The sequence below is a fragment of the Legionella rubrilucens genome (assembly GCF_001468125.1).
Lineage (GTDB): Bacteria > Pseudomonadota > Gammaproteobacteria > Legionellales > Legionellaceae > Legionella_C > Legionella_C rubrilucens.
This window is the reverse complement of the sequence record NZ_LNYT01000020.1, coordinates 305,053-324,580: the sequence shown is the minus strand read 5'-3', so window position 1 is coordinate 324,580 and position 19,528 is coordinate 305,053. Positions and strand designations below refer to the sequence as shown.

Here is a 19,528-nt window from a genome sequence, read left to right as displayed (position 1 = left end):
ACCATGCCAATGGATGGTTTCTCCAGTTTTATTTGTTCAATATGAGATGAATGGATTCGTGATTCAAGTGATGTATCCAGTATTGCGGATCTAATATTGCATTGTATTTTTTACTGGGATTCCAAACGGGGCAAAAAGTGTTTTCCCATTAATTTGTACTTGGGTGAACAATTTAATAAATCCCGCTTTATTGGGCTCAATATGAAATTGTAATTCGGGTCCTCCACGTTCAGCCTTATTTTGGGGTTCTTTCCACATAGGATGAACGTGGGTAACGGTTTTAAAGTCTTCATTAAAACCAACGATGTGAGCATAGGCACCCATAATTGGTTCTAACGTATGAACTGGGTTTCCCTTGGCATCAACAATATCTATTTTACCCATGGCTGGTTGCCCCACTTGTAATGGTGTTTTATCAAAAGATAATTTGAACTGATAGCCATCAACAGTGCTTTCAAATAAAGGCTGGTGATCAATATGACCTCCTAATCCCTTAATGTTTTTAGGAGATGGAAAATCAGCAATAATATATTCCTGAATTTTTGTATTCGCAGGCAATAGATCGGCCCATGCACGATAAGAAGCATTTTTGAGGATAGGCTGCCACTCAAATTGGTAAACACCGGGTGTCGTTGTTTCAACTGGATGAACATGGCTGTAGTCCATGAGATTGTCATCAATAATCAATAAATGAATCTTTTGTGTATGTGCCTCAACAAGATCGTTTAGGGTAACTGGGTTATTATTTGTTGTTTTAGATAACTTGAGGAAGACTAGTTTCTTATCCTTTTTTTCAATTATCCTCTGAATTGATAATCGCATGGTAGCACTTTGCTGTGACTTCGATGAATTTTTTGAGGGATTTTTCATCGCATGATGATGTGAATTTCCAGCAATAGCAATTCCATAATACGAATTGCTTAATAGCAAACCAATGAGGGCAATGATAAATTTTTTCACAATAATTTTGGCTCCAAGGACACTCAACCGTTCTGTATCATTATATCGTAGATAAACACTAACTACCTAGGTTTCAATTAACCGCTTTATATGATTACTGTTTTTTTTAGAGTTTATACAACATCTCATTCAATTGCTTAAATCAGTTTAGCGAATTAAAGTATAAGAAAAATTAGATATGCTTAAGATAATTCACTTTATTTTAAGTTATTATTAGGTAATCTATTTATCGATGGAACTATCATGAGTGATATGGAGATCTTGGAGTATTTTCCTGAAGCAAGAGCCGAAGAGGAAAAAGAAAAAGCTCTCTGTTTTCACCCAAAAAATAGTAATCATGCACAAAATAATCTAGTCTATCTTTTGGATTGGGAAGAAGAGTTTGATGTTATCCGTTCAATCAATTAGAGCTATTTATTTTGACTGGTGATTGAATGACAGTCTATATTTTAATTATTTCCTTTTAAAATCATGGATAAAAATCATCATAAAACAAAGTCATTGGTTTATTTTAGCCTGCTGTTTATTACTTGCTGTTTGTACAAACAGTGGAGCTGCCAACGATAGTACAAAGAATTAAAATATTCATGTCGCGCAAGGCCATGGAGGTGGCAGTGGTCGTTAACATCAGGGGCTTTAGACTGAATTGTAAGGGTTTGTCATGAGTATTGATTCTCTTATAATACCAACTTAGGCGTTTGAATTTTTAGGGAAATTAAACTCACATGAATAATAGGTGAGCAGATTCAAAGGATGGACAATGACGCAGATTTGGCATGACAAGAAGCCCCAAGAAGTGGCCAAAGTACTTAAAACTGATTTATCAGTTGGTTTAACTGAGGAAGAAGCACAACGACGCTTAGAAGAGTCTGGCGCTAATGTATTGGTCAAACAGAAAAAAACTTCTTTTTTGAAAATTCTTTTCCAACAAGTAAACAGTTTAGTCACCTGGGTTCTTTTAGGCGCTGTAGTCATTTCATTTTTACTTGGTGAAACAGTAGATGCCATTGCCATTTTTGCCATTGTGGTTTTGAATGCCATTATCGGCTTTATTATCGAATTTCGAGCTGATCGTGCTATTTTAGCGTTGCAAAAATTGGCTTCCCCTAAAGCCAGGGTAATTCGGGATGGTCATGCCAGGATAATCACTACTTCCGATATAGTGCCAGGCGATATTCTTCTTTTTGAAGGAGGAGATTTAGTTACAGCTGATGCTCGTCTTTTTGAGCTGTCTTCCTTAAAGACGGAGGAAGCCCCTTTAACCGGTGAATCATTGCCTATTGAAAAAAATCTCAATTTTTATAGTGCTGAAACACCGCTGGCTGAGCGCAAAAACATGGTCTTTATGGGAACATCCGTGGCGAATGGTACAGGTCGAGCCATTGTAGTCGCAACCGGTATGAGTACCGAAATGGGACGTATTGCGACCATGTTGAATGAGGCTTCTCGTGATGAATCCCCATTACAAAAAAGGCTTAATCATGTGGGTTCCCGGCTATTATGGCTTTGTTTTTCCATTGTCCTACTGATTTTTATTCTCGGTTGGTTACGTCGTATTCCATTTTTTGAATTGTTTATGAGCTCCGTTAGTCTGGCTGTAGCGGCTATTCCTGAGGGTTTACCTGCGGTAGTCACTGTTGCTTTAGCCTTAGGTGTTCAACGCATGGTACGACGTGCTGTCTTGGTAAGGCGTATGTCAGCTGTGGAAACTCTGGGTTGTCTCCAAGTCATTTGTACGGATAAAACCGGGACATTAACAGTGGGTGAGATGACAGCCCGTAAACTCATTACCGCAGAGGAAGTGTACAGTATCATAGGTGAAGGATATCACTTGGATGGTCATTTTATTTCCCAAGGTCAAGAGAGTGATGTCGCCAAAGATAATTTGTTACAGACTGTTTTGAGCGCCGCTTCGGCGTGTAACAATGCAGAAATTCGTTTGCAACAAGGACAACTATCCACTGTTGGGGACCCAACAGAAATTGCACTATTAGTAGCGGCTGCCAAAGGAGATATTTGGCGTGATATTCTGGAGTCGACTTTTCCTCGCATACGAGAATTGCCTTTCGATTCAGAACGAAAACGTATGACGATAATCCGTAGGCAAGCAGAGCAACTGACTGCGTTTGTCAAAGGGGCACCTGAAGTGATTTTCGAACGCTGTAGCCATATTTTGACTCGAGAGGGCATCAAAAAATTAACCCCTAAAGAACGTGCCCGTATGCAACAATCCTGTCAATTGATGGCCAGTGAAGCATTGCGAATCTTGGCCTTTGCACAACGGCAATGCGATTCTTCATTATTGGAGGCTGCTGATGAAGACATTGAAAATAATCTTGTTTTACTAGGACTCATAGGACTCCAGGATCCGCCGCATGCTGATGCAAAAGCATCGGTTAAGCGTTGTAAAATGGCAGGCATTAAACCAGTCATGATCACAGGCGATCACCCCGATACCGCCAAAGCAATTGCTCGTGAATTAGAGATACTGAATCCAGGCGATCGCCTGATGACAGGTAATGAACTGGATAAGATGTCTGATGATGACTTTATGGCGTGTGTGAAACAGATTGCTGTTTATGCTCGCGTTACTGCTGAACATAAATTAAAAATCGTTCGTGCCTGGAAAAAACATCACATGGTGGTTGCAATGACTGGTGATGGTGTAAACGATGCACCGGCACTAAAAGAAGCTTCGGTTGGTATCGCAATGGGGCTCACAGGCACTGAAGTGACTAAAGAATCTGCCGATATTATTCTCATGGATAATAACTTTACCTCTATTGTCGATGGGATTGAAGAAGGGCGGACAATTTATGACAATATTGCCAAAACGCTTGCTTATTTATTAGCGGGAAATATGGGTGAACTGCTGGTTGTTTTTAGTGTTCTTTTAATCGGCTGGCCCTTACCACTATTGCCAATCCAATTGTTATGGATAAATTTAGTGACGGATGGTTTGCCGGCATTGGCTTTGGCAACCGATCCGGCTGAGCCTGGAATTCTTAAACGTCCGCCAAGATCATCACAACAATCTCTGATGAATTTTTCATTTTTCAAGCAGGTATCTTTTATAGGTTGTTTAACGGCACTGGTCACCTTTGGTGTATTTGCTTACGAATATTTAGTCAATGCGGATTTGATACAGGCTCAGGACGCTGCTTTTTCTGTTTTAGTGACTGCAGAATTATTAAGAGCCTTTGGGGCTCGTAGTCAAACCAAGACCATATGGCAAGTAGGGCTGTTTTCAAACATGCGCTTGTTTTTTATTGTCAGCATTAGTTTTGCGTTGCAGATCTTCATTCATCATGTCCCTTTTTTGCAACGTCTTTTTGGAATTAGTCCAGTGACTTTATCTGAATGCTTGCTTTGGATAGTCTTAGGAACCATCCCTTTACTGATTTTGGAATTGAAGAAAATGATTAAATTAAGGAATTCACCTCATGAGGCGTTTTAATTTTAAAAAAGGCTTCTGGGTCATCCTGATTACCAGCTTGATCAATTACCCTGTTTTCTCTTTAAGCCATGCTGCGCCATTACCAGTTTTAGAGAAGCTGATTGAAGAGGCTAAGGGAAATAACCCACAAATTAAGGCGGCTCATGCGCGCTGGATCGCTGCCAATCGTGTTGCACCCCAAGCCCGTTCACTCCCTGATCCTAAAGTCAGTGTTGGTTCCCCGATGAATATTGATCCCATGCGGCTACAAATGATTGGTGCAAGTCAGGAAATTCCATTTCCAGGGAAGCTGGCAGTTCGTGGGAAAATAGCAGTCGAGAAGGCAAAACGGGCTGCCGCGGACTTCCAGGCCACGTGCCTGGTTGTTATTGCCCAATTAAAGCGTATCTATTACAACCTTTATTCGGTTAATAAATCAATTGAAATCCTGCAAAAAACCCTACTGCTTCTGCAAGAGCTTGAAAAAAGTGCTCAAGTGAATTACAGCGTGGGAAAAGTTCCGCAACAAGATATTTTTCGGGCACAGACCGAAATCGCTCGCCTGGATATGCGTTTGGTTATCTTAAAACAAGAGCGGGAATCGCTTGAGGCGGATATTAACCGTCTTTTAAATCGACCCTTGGATATTGCAATTCATACCCCATCGCAGTTATCTGTAACCCATCATCGTCATAATTTGGCATTTCTCAATAACCTCATCAAACAGCGCTCTCCACAATTAAAAGCACGCGAACGAAGCGTTGAGCAACGACGCCAAACGGTTAAATTAAGTAAAATGAATTATTTTCCTGATGTTGAAATTGAAGGAGGAAAATTACATAACACAGTAACGAATAATGACGGATATATGGTCAACTTGAAAGCCACTATTCCTTTGTATTTTATGGAGAAGCAAAATAATGGCTTGCGAGAATCCCTTTCTCGTTACAATGCTGAAGTAGAAGATTTGCACACCACCTATCAAGCGCTTCTTTTCCAGGTCAAAAACGCTTTTTTAGTGGAACAGCGTTCTGCAAAGTTAATTGAATTGATCCAAGGCTCCATCATTCCTTTGGCCACACTAACGTTTAATTCATCACAAGCCAATTATGGAGTTGGTAAAGTGGATTTTTTAACCTTGCTTAATAACCTGCTGACGTTACAAGAAAATGAAATTGAATTGCATAATGAGTTGGCAAATCACGAAAAAGCCATCACGCAGATAGAAGAAATTACAGGGAAGCTCACATGAAGTCTAGAAAGCCAATCGTCTTATTTATTGTGTTATTGATCGCCGTTCAAATAGGTATTGCGCAATCAACAACAAGTACTCATGACAAGATGGATATGAAAAAATCCACCTCGGACAATTTAATCATGATAGACCCAGTTCGCTTACAAGCCATAGGCATTACATCGGAGCCGGTAAAAAGCCAATGGATTGAAAAAACGATTCGTACGGTGGGTTATGTTGAAGCAGATGAACGGTTGGTTGCCCATATTCATGTGCGTTTTGATGGTTGGATAGAAAAATTATTCGTCAATTTTACCGGAGAGAAAGTCAAAAAAAATCAAGCTTTATTTACTGTTTATAGTCCTGATCTGGTTTCTACTCAACAAGAATATTTATTGGCTTTACAAGCCAAAAAAATTCTTGGTAAAAACAAAAACACTTCAATTATATCAGGCTCTCAGGCGTCTTTTGAGGCAGCCAAACAAAGACTTTTGCTGTGGGGAATTTCTGAGAAGGAAATCGAGCATTTGACAAAAAGCGGTAAAATTACCAATACGATGACCATTAATTCTCCAATTAATGGAACGGTTACTCATAAAATGGCATTAGTCGGCATGCGAATCAAACCAGAAGATGAACTGTATACCATAGCCGATTTATCTCGTTTGTGGATTTTAGGCGACATTTATGAGTATGAATTACCTTATATTAAACTCGATCAAACAGCGGATGTCACCTTGTCGTATTTGCCTAATCAATTGTTTAAAGCCAAACTTGATTTTATTTATCCAACGGTCGATATGAAAACTCGTACCGCCAAGGTTCGTTTTGTGGTGGATAATGCCAAGGATCAATTAAAACCGGGGATGTACGCCAATATTGACTTAAAAATTCCTTTAGGCAAGCGACTTGTAGTGTCCAAAAATGCTGTTTTGATAACGGGTGAGCGTGCCGTGGTGTTTATTTATCATGGGGATGGAAAAATTGAGTGGCGCAATGTGACATTGGGTGTGCGTGCTGGTGATTTGATCGAGGTGGTACAAGGCATCAAAGAGGGAGATAACATTATTACCTCTGCTAACTTCCTCATTGACTCTGAAAGTCAGTTAAAGGCTGCGATGGGTGGTATGCAGCATTAATACGATAAAAGGATTTACATGGTTGAGAAAATAATTGAATTCTGCGCAAACAATCGATTTATCGTGTTGCTATTTGTCGTGGGGTTCTCCTTGGGCGGTTGGTGGGGTTTAAAAAATACTCGCATGGATGCTTTGCCTGATATTTCAGATACGCAAGTGATTGTGTATACCACATGGATGGGCAGAGCACCGGATCTGGTGGAAGATCAAGTCACTTACCCCATTGTAACGGCATTGTTATCCGCACCGAACGTTGTAGCAGTTCGCGGTTTTTCTGATTTTGGTTTTTCTTACGTTTATATCATTTTTAAGGACGGAACCGATATTTATTGGGCGCGCTCACGTGTCTTAGAATACATGAGCCAATTGAGTGGAAAACTGCCTGAAGGCGTGACCCCTCAATTAGGCCCTGATGCCACACCAGTCGGTTGGATTTATCAATACGCCTTAGTGGATGAAAGCGGGAAGCATAATCTGGCCGATTTACGCACTTTTCAAGATTGGTATTTAAGTTATTGGTTAAGAGCTATACCTGGTGTATCAGAGGTCGCCACCGTGGGTGGTTTTGTTAAGCAGTATCAAATTAATTTAGATCCCGTCAAAGTACTTTCCTATAAACTTTCTGTACCCCAAATTATTGAAAAAATTCGTATGAGCAATAATGATACTGGTGGGCGTGTCATTGAATTTTCAGGGACAGAGTACATGGTTCGTGGACGAGGCTATATCACGTCGACAGATGATATTGAAAAAATAGCCATTGGTACGAATGCCAATGGGACGCCGATTTTATTACGAGATGTGGCAACCGTGCAGCTAGGCTCAGACATGCGTCGTGGTGTGGTCGATTTAAATGGTCAAGGCGAAACCGTTGGTGGCATCGTCATCATGCGTTTTGGGGAAGACGTTTTGGAAGTGATTGGTCGAATCAAGGATAAGCTCAAAGAATTGGCTACTGCCATTCCAGAAGGAATAAAAATGGTCAATGTGTATGACCGCAGTAATCTGATTCGAGAAGCCATTTCAACGGCCAACTGGAATTTGATTGAAGAACTTGTGGTGGTTGGGTTATTAATCATTGTTTTCTTGGGGCATTTTCGTTCCGCTTTGATTCCAATTATTACTTTGCCGCTTGCTATTTTGATTTCGTTTATTCCCATTTATTTTTTCAATATTGGCCTTAATATCATGTCCATTGGCGGCATCATTGTGGCGGTTGGGGATATGGTGGATGCGGCCATTATCATGGTCGATAACGCACACAAACGGTTAGCCGATTGGGAAGCAAAAGGAAGTCCCGGCGATCGCAACAAAGTGTTGATTGATTCAGCGAAAGAAGTAGGCCCTGCCATTTTTGCATCATTAGTGGTTATTGCCATATCGTTTATGCCGGTTTTTACCCTGGAGGCCCAAGAAGGACGGTTATTCTCACCCTTGGCCTATACAAAAAATTTAGCCATTTTTATGAGTGCTTTGCTGGCCATTACTTTAATCCCCATGTTATTACCTATTTTGGTGCGTGGGCGTATCATCCCCGAGCAAAAACATCCCATTACCCGCGTGATGCAAAAAATGTACGCACCAGTTTTGAAATTAGCACTGCATTACCGTGGTGTTGTAGTAGCGATTGCTGTGGTAGCAGCATTAGCCACGGTTCCCCTCTATAAACTCATTGGCTCAGAATTCATGCCGCCTCTGTATGAAGGTACGATTTTATATATGCCTGTTACTTTACCTGGCATATCGGTCACACAAGCCACAGAACTGCTCCAGGAAATGGATAAGAAATTAAAATCATTCCCGGAAGTGGCTTATGTGTTTGGAAAAACGGGACGGGCTAATACGTCAACCGATCCTTCTCCTTTTAGCATGATGGAAGTGATTGTTGAACTTAAGCCTAAGAAATTTTGGCGCAAAAGCGTGACCTATGAAAGCCTGGTCGCTGAGATGGACAAAGCCTTGCAATTTCCCGGTGTGAGCAATGCCTGGACTATGCCCATTAAAGCGCGTAATGACATGCTCACCACAGGAATTCGAACCGCTGTAGGGATTAAAGTTTTTGGTCCTGACATTAAAAAAATTGAAGCCATTGGCAAAGAAATCGAAATGGTAGCCAAAGAAGTACCGGGGACAAGTACGGTGTATGCGGAACGGGTGGCTGGAGGGTATTTTCTTGATTTTGACATCCATCGAGACGAGCTTGCGCGCTATGGTTTAACCATTATGGATGTCAATCGTATCATCGAATCAGCCGTGGGTGGTGAAAACATAGCGACCACAATTGAAGGCCGTGAACGTTATCCTGTTAATGTGCGTTATTTGCGAGAATTACGCGATGATCCGGATAAGATCAATCGTATTTTAGTGAAAACACCCAGTGGTGCTGAAATACCTATTGCTCAATTGGTGACTTTAACCTTTCGTTCAGGTCCTGCCATGGTTCGCGATGAGAATGCGATGTTAGCAGGTTATGTGTTCATTGATATTAGCGGACGAGACATTGGAAGCTACGTGGAAGAGTTAAAGCAAGTGGTCAAGGCAAAAGTCACATTACCCCCGGGCTACACGCTTGCCTGGTCAGGTCAATACGAATTCATGCAACGCGTGTATGAACGACTTAAAATTTTTGTACCACTCACCTTAGCCATTATTTTTATTTTGTTTTACTTTACCTTCCGCACCATCACTGAGACATTGATGGTGATGCTAGGTGTACCCTTTGCTCTACTTGGCGGATTTTTGCTGCTCCTTCTATTAGGGTACAACATGAGTATCGCGGTCTGGGTTGGGATGATTGCACTTGCTGGAGTGGCTGCTGAAACGAGTGCGGTGATGCTCGCTTACCTTGATTCTGATTACAACGAGCAAAAAGAAAAAGGATTACTCAAAACCTTGCCGGACTTGATTCAAACGGTGCAGCAATGCGCCGTATCGCGTATTCGCCCTATGGCGATGGCAGGGCTTGCGAATATACTGGGTTTGTTACCGGTGATGTGGGCGACAGGTATTGGTGCTGATGTGATGAAACGCCTCGCGGCTCCCATGGTGGGTGGGATTTTTTCAGCACTATTGCTGACTTTAATTGTGATTCCCGTGGTTTATGTGATGTGGCGCTGGCAAGTGGATTTGAAAAAACAAGGAAGTCTAATGGAGGCAAGATGAAATTAACGTTCTTAGGGGCAACCCAAACCGTTACTGGTTCAAAATACCTTTTGACCATCGATTCTAAAAAAATTCTCATCGATTGTGGTCTTTTTCAAGGGTATAAAGAATTACGATTACGTAACTGGGCTTCATTGCCTATTGACCCGCGCGATATTGATGCTGTGATTATCACTCATGCGCATATTGACCACACCGGTTATTTGCCCCTATTAGTAAAAAATGGATTTCAAGGAAAAATCTATGCAACACCCGGCACAAAAGCATTGTGTGCTATTTTATTACCGGATAGTGGTCATCTTCAGGAAGAAGAAGCACGATTAGCCAATAAATATGGTTTCTCGAAACATAAGCCAGCGCTTCCTCTTTATACCGAAAAAGACGCGAGAACGGCATTAAAACATTTTGAAACCGTTGATTTTAATGCGCCGCACCAATTATTTAATGGATTTAGCTTCGAATTTCATCGTGCAGGACACATCGTGGGTGCCGCGATGATCAAAATAAAAACAAGCAAGTGTTCCCTTTTGTTTAGCGGGGATGTTGGTCGACCTTATGATCCGGTCATGAAGGCACCAACCCCCATTCAAGAAGCGGATTATCTGATCATGGAATCCACTTATGGCGACCGATTGCATGATGCAACTGATCCGTTGCCGCAAATGGGGCAAGTGATTAATACAACCATCAAACGAGGGGGTTCTGTCGTCATTCCAGCCTTTGCCGTAGGGCGTGCGCAAAGTCTTCTTTATTTTATTTATCAACTGAAACAAAAAGGAGAGATTCACAAAGACGTTCCAGTGTTTTTAGACAGCCCAATGGCCATCAATGCGACCCATTTGCTCTGCACTTATAAAGAGGATCATCGTTTAAATGAGGAACAATGCCATGGCTTATGTAACGCAGCTACTTATATCAATACCCCTGAGGAGTCAAAAGAACTCGATCGTCATAAAATGCCTCAAATCATTATAGCCGCCAGTGGGATGGCCCAAGGTGGTCGTATTGTGCATCATTTGAAAGCCTTTGCCCCTGATCCTAAGAGCACCCTTCTTTTTACCGGCTTTCAAGCAGGAGGCACTCGTGGTGCCAGGATTGTCAATGGGGAACGTGAGGTCAAAATTCATGGTAGTATGATTCCTATACGTGCCAAGGTCGTTGTCATGAGCAGTACTTCTGCGCATGCCGATTATCAGGAGCTGTTAGGTTGGCTAAAGCACTTTATTCGGCCACCCAAAAAAGTCTTTATCACTCATGGTGAACCTCACAGTGCACAATCGCTCAAAGACAAGATTGAACAGCAATTTGGTTTCACCTGCATGATTCCTTCTTACCAGCATGTGGAGGATTTGTCGTGACAAAAGAAGTGGGTCATGCCTTGCGTTTAAAATATTTAGGCATCAAGACGTATCATGAAGCCATTATTTACATGCGAGAGGATTGTCATGTGTGTCATGCAGAAGGCTTTGAAGTGCAGACACGTATTCAAGTGACCCTTGGAAAACGCTCCATTATCGCAACGCTTAATGTCGTTACCTCAGAGCTGCTTAAGCCCGGGGAAGCCAGCTTGTCACACTATGCCTGGGATTCTTTAAATGCTAAAGAAGGGGATGAAATCCAATTATCCCATCCTAAACCTCTGGAATCATTAAGTTATGTGCATACGAAGATTTATGGTAATGAACTCTCTTTTAAACAAATCAAAGCCATCGTGGATGACGTTTTAAGTGGTCGTCTTTCTGATTTGCAAATTTCTGCTTTTTTAGCGGCCAGTGCCGCAGAACGTTTAAGCAATACTGAAATCATGAAACTTACAAAAGCCATGATTGACAGTGGCGATCGCTTATCCTGGTCATCTCCTTTGATTGTAGACAAGCATTGTGTTGGTGGTTTGCCAGGAAATCGCACCACCCTTGTTGTGGTTCCCATTGTAGCTGCTTTTGGGTTAACTATCCCAAAAACCTCTTCACGGGCAATTACTTCTCCAGCAGGTACTGCAGATACAATGGAAACTTTAGCACCGGTGTCACTGAGCCCAAAGGCTATGTGTCACGTGGTTGAAAAGGAAAACGGTTGTATCGTTTGGGGAGGTGCTGTGAGCTTAAGCCCTGCCGATGATGTGCTTATTCGGGTGGAGCGTGCTCTTGAGTTAGATAGTGAAGGTCAATTGGTCGCCTCAATCCTTTCTAAAAAAATTGCTACAGGAGCAACCCATGCCGTTATTGATATTCCAGTGGGACCTACCGCAAAAGTCAGGAATAAGTCCAGGGCTTTACTTCTTAAGCAATCCCTTGAAGAAGTAGGAAAACAGTTAGGCCTTGTGGTCCATACTTTAATTACTGATGGCGCACAACCGATAGGAAATGGTATTGGCCCTTCCCTGGAAGCACGCGATGTGTTGGCGGTATTACAAGGATTGCTTCATGCCCCAAAGGATTTGCGCGAAAAATCATTAACTCTTGCAGGAGCAGTACTGGAATTTTCATCAACAGTACAACCTGGCTCAGGTCAATCGATAGCCAAACAATTATTAGATAGCGGCGAAGCGTTTAAAAAATTTCAGGCGATTTGTGAGGCACAAGGAGGCATGCGGGAATTGACGGCGGCACGTTTTACTAACCCTATTGGTGCTGAGAAAGCAGGTAAAGTATCTCTCATTGACAATCGAATGCTCGCAAAAATTGCCAAGCTTGCAGGGGCCCCTAAGTCTAAATCAGCAGGGGTTGATTTGCATGTTCATATTGGCGACCAAGTTGAAAAAGGACAGCCTTTGTTCACCATCCATTCAGAGTCTTCAGGAGAGATGACTTATGCTCGCGATTTTATTCGCGATAAACAAAATACCATTGTTCTGGGAGAGAAGCCTTGAAGCCCATTTTATTTTCATTATTTGATGCTTCAGAAATCAGTAGACACTTAAAAAAAGCGCTTCAAGTGGAGGTGGGTGATGCCACGTTGCATCGTTTTCCAGACACGGAGTGGTACGTAAAAATTAATTCGGAAGTTAAAAATCACAGCCTCATTGTAGTGGATAGCTTAAACCGACCCGATGAAAAAATACTACCTTTGTTGTTTTTTGCTAAAACAGCCAAAGAATTAGGAGCTAAAAAAATTGGTTTGATTGCCCCTTATCTTCCGTATTTACGTCAAGATAAACGTTTTCATCAGGGTGAAGGGATTACCTCGCGTTATTTTGCTGAGTTACTCTCTACTTCATTTGATTGGCTCATAACCATTGACCCCCATTTGCATCGTTATAACTCTTTAGATGAAGTCTACTCCATTCCTACTTTTGTCTTACATGCTACTTCAAATATAGCGAGATGGATTAAGGCTCATGTTATTAAACCAGTGCTTATAGGCCCTGATATGGAAAGTGAGCAATGGGTTGCCGACATTGCAGAAAAGGGCGATTTTCCCTATGTGATTTTGGAAAAAAAGAGACGGGGTGATAAAGAGGTGGCTATTTCAGTACCCAATATTCCGAAGCTTCACTCCTCTACCCCAGTATTAGTCGATGACATCATCTCCACGGCCAGAACCATGGTGGAAACGGTGAAGCATTTGCAAGATTTAGGGGTTAAGTCAGTGACTTGCATTGGTGTGCATGCGCTTTTTGCAGAAGATGCCTATTCCCTATTATCGGAAATGGAAGGTATGCAAATCATTACTTGTAACACGGTAAATCATATAACCAATGCCATTGATGTGAGTGATTTGGTTGTGGATGAGTTAGTAAAACACAATTTGGTAAAGGCTTTAAAAGGATAAGTGGACCAACATTTATTTTCAAGGAGTATCAGATGTCAATTTTTAAAATAACTATGGCATTTATTGTTTTTATTGGGTTAGTTGGGGCAACACTCTTTTTGAGCTCCTGTGATGGGTTGAGAAAGCATAGTTCACAGGAGGTTGATGGAGGCTATGGGGGACACGGTGCTGGTGGCCACGGTGGCCATGGCGGTGGGCATTGAAACGTGTTCTCTGCTTAAGTGAAACTACTAATACGAATAGGTGATCAATGAAACACGACCATCATCAACAAAAGCATACAAATACTGGAAAAGAGGACGCTTGTTGTCATCAGGAACATAGAGTACAGAAGTCACGCAATGCTTCCTCCAAAACAGAGGGTGTAATCATCTATACTTGCCCCATGCATCCTGAAGTACGTCAGACTAATCCCGGGATTTGCCCTCTTTGTGGTATGGCCTTAGAGCCGGAAACAGTGACAGCCGAAGAAGAAACAAATCCTGAATACCTCGATATGAGGCGTCGATTTTGGATGGCAGTAATTCTTACTTTACCTGTTGTGGTATTGGAGATGGGCGGACATTTGTTGCAAAACTTTATATCTGCCAGTGTTTCAAACTGGATTCAACTGCTATTTGCTACACCTGTTGTGTTTTGGTGTGGTTGGCCATTTTTTCAACGTGGCTGGCAAACTCTTAAAACACGTCAATTGAATATGTTTACTCTAATAGCTATGGGTATTGGGGTAGCATGGGTTTATAGTATGGTGGCAGTACTTCTGCCCGGGGTATTTCCCATGACTTTTCGAAGTCCAGAAGGGGTAGTCGCTGTGTATTTTGAAGCCGCAGCTGTTATTACGACCCTTGTCTTATTAGGACAAGTGCTGGAATTAAAAGCAAGAGAGCAGACAGGCAGTGCTATCCGTGCTTTATTGAAATTAGCACCTGACAGTGCGCATCGTATAAAAGAAGATGAGAGTGAAGAGGAAGTATCTCTGGATAAGATTAATGTTGGCGATTTGCTGCGTGTTCGCCCTGGTGAAAAGATACCGGTAGATGGTGAGGTACAGGAAGGCCGAAGTTTTGTAGATGAATCTATGGTGACTGGAGAACCTATTCCGGTTACTAAAGAAGCAGGTGCTAAAGTTATTGGTGCGACAATTAACCAGACGGGTAGTTTTGTTATGAAAGCACTTCACGTTGGTAGTGACACCATGCTTTCACGTATTGTTCAGATGGTGAGTGATGCTCAACGAAGCCGCGCCCCTATTCAACGTTTAGCAGATACTGTATCTGGATGGTTTGTGCCTGCCGTGATTTTAATTGCCATGCTTTCTTTTATTTTGTGGGCATTGTTGGGGCCGCAACCATCACTTAGCTATGGCTTAATTGCTGCTGTATCTGTATTAATCATCGCTTGTCCCTGTGCCTTGGGCTTGGCAACTCCGATGTCTATCATGGTAGGAGTAGGGAAAGGTGCTCAGACTGGTGTATTGATTAAAAACGCGGAAGCGCTTGAGCGAATGGAAAAGGTGAACACGCTTGTTGTAGATAAAACAGGAACACTCACTGAAGGGCACCCCAAATTGACGCAGATTGTATCTGATCAAGGCTTAAATGAGGAAGAGGCATTAGCGCTAGCGGCATCACTTGAACATCAAAGCGAACATCCGCTTGCCAAAGCCATCGTGAGGGCTGCAAAGGAAAAACAGTTGGCTCTTGAACCAGTCCAAAATTTTGACGCCCCAACTGGGAAAGGAGTAGTGGGTAAAGTAAATGGTCATCGTGTTGCCATTGGTAATATCAAATTAATGCAAGAGCATGGGAACGATAATACTTCTCTTTTTACAAAAGCAGATGCGCTCCGTGCCAAAGGTGCCTCTGTGATGTTTATGGCTATCGATGATAAAACAGTAGCCCTTTTGGTAGTGGAAGATCCAATTAAATCAACAACCCCTGAAACCATCCACTCACTTCAACAAAGTGGCATTGAAATTTACATGCTGACAGGGGATAGTAAAAAAACAGCAGAAGCTGTGGCAGGTACACTTGGCATAAAAAAGGTAGTGGCTGAAATCATGCCTGAGGATAAAAGCCGTATTATAAGTGAATTAAAGGATAAAGGACTCACTGTTGCAATGGCAGGAGATGGGGTGAATGACGCACCGGCACTGGCACGAGCTGATATTGGTATTGCCATGGGAACAGGGACTGATGTGGCTATTGAGAGTGCTGGTATTACATTATTGCATGGGGATTTGCGTGGTATTGTCAAGGCTCGTCGTTTATCAGAAGGGACCATGAGTAATATACGCCAGAATCTCTTCTTTGCTTTTATTTATAACATCTTGGGTGTACCTTTGGCTGCAGGAATCTTGTATCCATTCACAGGCTTACTATTAAGTCCAATCATCGCTGCACTTGCTATGGCGCTTTCTTCTGTATCCGTTATTATCAATGCGCTGAGGCTACGGCGGATAACACTGTGAAGAATGTAATTTGGCAAAGAAGATAAAAAGTTGAATTAAAGATAGATGCTAATACTGGTAAAATCACTCACGAATAAAATATTGATTAAACGTCCATTACACACAAAAAACAATACTGTTATCGTGCACCATTCATAGGGCATGGCTATGGAATGTCATTGAAAAATAAGCGAAACTAGAAAGATAGTGATGAGCATTAAAATCTCTATTAATTAACGTTGACTTAACCTAAATACTTAAATATTTTTGGCAGGAGGTATCTATTTATGTGCCATATACGCTCATTAAAAACAAGTCTTTTTTTCATTCTCTTATTCGTTATCTCTTTATGCTCTTCTTGTGCGTCGGTCGACTCCAAAGAAAGCCAAAATAAAGAGCCAAGAAAAGGACGATTTGGAGGTTACCATCCCCATGTGCACGGTCCTGGGCGCCATTAAAGTGAATTTAACCAAAATTTATTGAATCCAGAGAGACGTGTTTTCTTCATGGATACACTAATGGTTTTTTGAAATCATGTTACTTTGATCATAAGCTCTATATCAAAACCAAAGAAATGGCCTTTATCGGCATTTATAGCAAAGGGGGCGTGTCGTCTACCCCAATAATCAATGGTTTGGCCTCCACTATACTGGCCAACACGAGAAATACATCACCTAAAAAAAGAATCCGCATCGAATCATCACCTGGATAGAGCTGTTAATTATTCACTGCATAAAAGAAATTCAATGATTCCAGTGAATTATTAAGCTAATTTTTGCCATTCTATAGGGTACAGAGGGTATTCTCTTAAAGCAAATCAGGATACACTAAATAAGTGATACTGGGCATGGTATTTTTTAAAAGGTGAGGGATGCGTTACATCGGTTTAGCCATTATTCTATTAATACACTTCCTTTGTAATGAAGTGATGGCTGCTGCTCCACTAACGTTTAAGCAAGCATTAGATATTGCTTACCGAAATAACCCTGAATTGCAAGCAGAAATCGATAGAGCCCAAGCGATGCGCGGGGTTTTTATTCAAAGCGGTCTTTATCCCAATCCGCAATTAACTTTAACTGCCGAAAATTTTGGTGGTTCAGGTAGTTATAGTAGTTATGAAGCAGCAGAAACAACTTTTTCCGCCACTCAACCCATTCCTTTGGGGCATCGCCTTCAGTATCTAAAAAAAGCAACTTATGCGGATTACTTAGCATCTCTTGCCCAGATTAAAGTGCAAAAGGCCACCCTGTATGTGGCGGTTGGGGTAGCTTACGTGGACGCGCTGTATGCGGAGCAATGGCATCGCGTGACGAAAAAACTAATTCGACTGAATCTAGACATTGTGGCAGCCATTGAACGACGGGTTAAGGCAGGTGCTGGGTCTGAATTGGACTTGCGATTAGCCCAAATACGGTTGGGTGAGGCTCGAATTCAGGAAAATAAAGCGGCACGTGACGCGTTGTTCCAACGAGCCAAACTGGCTCGGTCATTAGGTGACGGGCTAAGAATAGATAGACCCTTGGTGGATAAGGGCTTGCCGGGCATTTCACTTAATTGGCCCAAATTATTAAAACACTTACCTCAAAGCCCGCAGCTCCTGCAAATGCAACTGCAATTGCAAGCCAAGCGTGCGACGATTACGGCAGTAAAAAAGTCCGTTTGGCCGGATTTAAACATACAACTCGGTGGCCGTCATTTTTCTGATGACGGCAGTAATGCTGCCGTGATGTCCGCTTTTGCGGAAGTGCCAGTTTACAATAGAAATCAAGGCAAAATCCTGACTGCAGAGGCGCAATACACGCAAACGTCCCATGACTTTCAAGGAACGCGACTTGATGTGCGTCAAAATGTGTACAATGCCTTTTTACAAGCCCAGCAAAGTCACTATGAAGCGAGTTTAGTCACCGATTCACTATTACCTTTAGCACGTAAATCAATAACACTCGCGCAAGAGGGTTATCAAATGGGGCGTTACACGTATATTGAGTTATTCACAGCACTCAATACCTTGTATGAAGAAGAGCGTCATTACCAGCAAGCCCATGCGGATTATCATAAAGCACTAATTCAGCTGGTAGGGCTTTTAGGATTAAATCCTGTTAAGGAGAGTCAATGAAATTTCTAAAGTTATTCATTCTCCCGATTCCATTACTGATTCTTTTATTTGGTTTAAGTTCCTTTTCATTATGGGCAAGTGGAGATACTCATGCGGTTGAGGAAAACAATCACCAAGACACCATGGAAAAAGGGCCCAATGGGGGACGTTTGCTAAAAGAAGGGAACATAGCCCTTGAGCTGTTAATATTTGAACGAGGGATGCCTCCTCATTTTCGTGCTTATCTTTATCAAAATGGAGAGTTGATTTCACCCGATAAGGCCCATTTAACGGTTCAATTGCTCCGCTTCAATGACAAAAAAGAAGAGATTACCTTTATTCCTGTTGAGCATTTTTTACAAAGCAATCAAGTGATTCGAGAACCTCATTCTTTTGATGTGACGGTGCAATTAGAGCTTAATGGAACACGTTACAATTGGCGTTACTCAAGCTATGAAGGTCGCGTAAAAATAGTATCAGGCATTCTAAAAGCGGCTGACATTCAAATTGCTACAGCTCAGAGCCAAACCATTAAGACCCAATTAAAGGTGGTCGGAAAAATTGTTCCTAATCGCGACACCCTAACTCCTATTTATGCACGCTATTCGGGCATCATTAAATCAATGACTAAAAATCTCGGTGATGAAGTCACTAAAGGAGACGTATTAGTCACCATTGAAAGCAATGAGAGTTTGCAAAACTACAGCATTACTGCCCCAATGACTGGGACTATTGTGCAAAAATATGCAACGAATGGCGAGTTGGCTCAAAACACCAAACCCATTTATGAGGTGGCCAATTTAGCCACGGTGTGGGCCGATTTTACCTTGTATCGCAAAGAGTCCCCTCTTGTGAAGCAAGGGATGGAAGTGACTGTCACGGGCGATGAAGGACAACCAAAGTCCACCAGCACGATTTCTTACATTGCACCTTTAGGCATCGAAGACAGTCAAACCACGTTAGCACGTGCGGTTTTATCTAACGAACCACGAGTCTGGTTACCAGGAATGTATGTGAATGCGGCCATTACCATTAAAGAAAAAAAAGTACCAGTGGCGGTCCTTCTTTCGGCCATCCAGCGCATGGATAAACAAGAGGTGGTTTTTGTCCAGCAAGGGGATTATTTTGAAGCGACACCCGTTACTTTAGGTGAAAAAGACGACCAATGGGCAGAAGTGGTGTCAGGGCTTGATGCTGGCCAGCGTTATGTCAGTAAAAACAGCTTTTTTATGAAGGCTGAGTTAGGCAAGGAAGGCGCGAGCCATGAGCACTAAGGATTGAG

General features: G+C 42.1%; 13 protein-coding genes. 12 read left to right on the top strand and 1 reads right to left on the bottom strand.

The genetic code is table 11. The features are described 5' to 3' along the window. Positions 1 to 90: 90 nt before the first annotated feature. Complete coding sequence (locus tag Lrub_RS09210) at positions 91 to 960, bottom strand: hypothetical protein (protein WP_028389632.1); 870 nt, start codon at positions 958 to 960, stop codon at positions 91 to 93. A gap of 243 nt (positions 961 to 1,203) precedes the next feature. Between Lrub_RS09210 and Lrub_RS14790 the strand changes: the two genes are divergently transcribed. The 12 genes from Lrub_RS14790 (at position 1,204) to Lrub_RS09160 (ending at position 19,520) form a co-directional block, all read left to right on the top strand. Beyond that, on the top strand, positions 1,204 to 1,368 hold the full coding sequence (locus Lrub_RS14790) for a hypothetical protein (protein ID WP_154080663.1): 165 nt from the start codon (positions 1,204 to 1,206) through the stop codon (positions 1,366 to 1,368). 352 nt (positions 1,369 to 1,720) lie between these two features. After that, positions 1,721 to 4,417: a cation-translocating P-type ATPase gene (locus Lrub_RS09205; RefSeq protein ID WP_014842603.1), complete on the top strand. Its 2,697-nt coding sequence runs from the start codon at positions 1,721 to 1,723 to the stop codon at positions 4,415 to 4,417. Continuing rightward, positions 4,404 to 5,648, top strand: coding sequence for a TolC family protein (locus Lrub_RS09200; protein WP_014842604.1), 1,245 nt, complete (start codon positions 4,404 to 4,406; stop codon positions 5,646 to 5,648). Before Lrub_RS09205 ends, Lrub_RS09200 begins: the two co-directional genes overlap by 14 nt. Then, entirely contained in the window at positions 5,645 to 6,769 is a 1,125-nt protein-coding gene (locus Lrub_RS09195) for an efflux RND transporter periplasmic adaptor subunit (protein WP_014842605.1), read from the top strand. Before Lrub_RS09200 ends, Lrub_RS09195 begins: the two co-directional genes overlap by 4 nt. 18 nt (positions 6,770 to 6,787) lie before the next feature. Further along, complete coding sequence (locus Lrub_RS09190) at positions 6,788 to 9,931, top strand: efflux RND transporter permease subunit (protein WP_010652852.1); 3,144 nt, start codon at positions 6,788 to 6,790, stop codon at positions 9,929 to 9,931. After that, on the top strand, positions 9,928 to 11,289 hold the full coding sequence (locus Lrub_RS09185; protein WP_014842606.1) for an MBL fold metallo-hydrolase RNA specificity domain-containing protein: 1,362 nt from the start codon (positions 9,928 to 9,930) through the stop codon (positions 11,287 to 11,289). The genes Lrub_RS09190 and Lrub_RS09185 overlap by 4 nt, the downstream gene beginning before the upstream one ends. Continuing rightward, positions 11,286 to 12,800 (top strand): thymidine phosphorylase family protein, encoded by a 1,515-nt coding sequence (locus tag Lrub_RS09180; RefSeq protein ID WP_014842607.1) that lies wholly within the window; start codon positions 11,286 to 11,288, stop codon positions 12,798 to 12,800. Before Lrub_RS09185 ends, Lrub_RS09180 begins: the two co-directional genes overlap by 4 nt. Then, the gene (locus tag Lrub_RS09175; RefSeq protein WP_014842608.1) at positions 12,797 to 13,702 is read left to right on the top strand and encodes a ribose-phosphate pyrophosphokinase; all 906 of its coding nucleotides are present in this window, start codon (positions 12,797 to 12,799) and stop codon (positions 13,700 to 13,702) included. Before Lrub_RS09180 ends, Lrub_RS09175 begins: the two co-directional genes overlap by 4 nt. Before the next feature lie 32 nt (positions 13,703 to 13,734). Beyond that, a complete protein-coding gene (locus Lrub_RS14955) occupies positions 13,735 to 13,905 on the top strand; it encodes a hypothetical protein (protein WP_014842609.1) in 171 nt (56 codons plus the stop codon). A gap of 47 nt (positions 13,906 to 13,952) precedes the next feature. Further along, complete coding sequence (locus Lrub_RS09170; protein WP_014842610.1) at positions 13,953 to 16,172, top strand: copper-transporting P-type ATPase; 2,220 nt, start codon at positions 13,953 to 13,955, stop codon at positions 16,170 to 16,172. Positions 16,173 to 17,022: 850 nt separating this feature from the next. Beyond that, the gene (locus Lrub_RS09165; protein WP_014842611.1) at positions 17,023 to 18,267 is read left to right on the top strand and encodes a TolC family protein; all 1,245 of its coding nucleotides are present in this window, start codon (positions 17,023 to 17,025) and stop codon (positions 18,265 to 18,267) included. After that, positions 18,264 to 19,520, top strand: a complete 1,257-nt coding sequence (locus Lrub_RS09160; protein ID WP_014842612.1) for an efflux RND transporter periplasmic adaptor subunit — start codon at positions 18,264 to 18,266, stop codon at positions 19,518 to 19,520. Before Lrub_RS09165 ends, Lrub_RS09160 begins: the two co-directional genes overlap by 4 nt. The last annotated feature ends 8 nt before the right edge of the window (positions 19,521 to 19,528 follow it).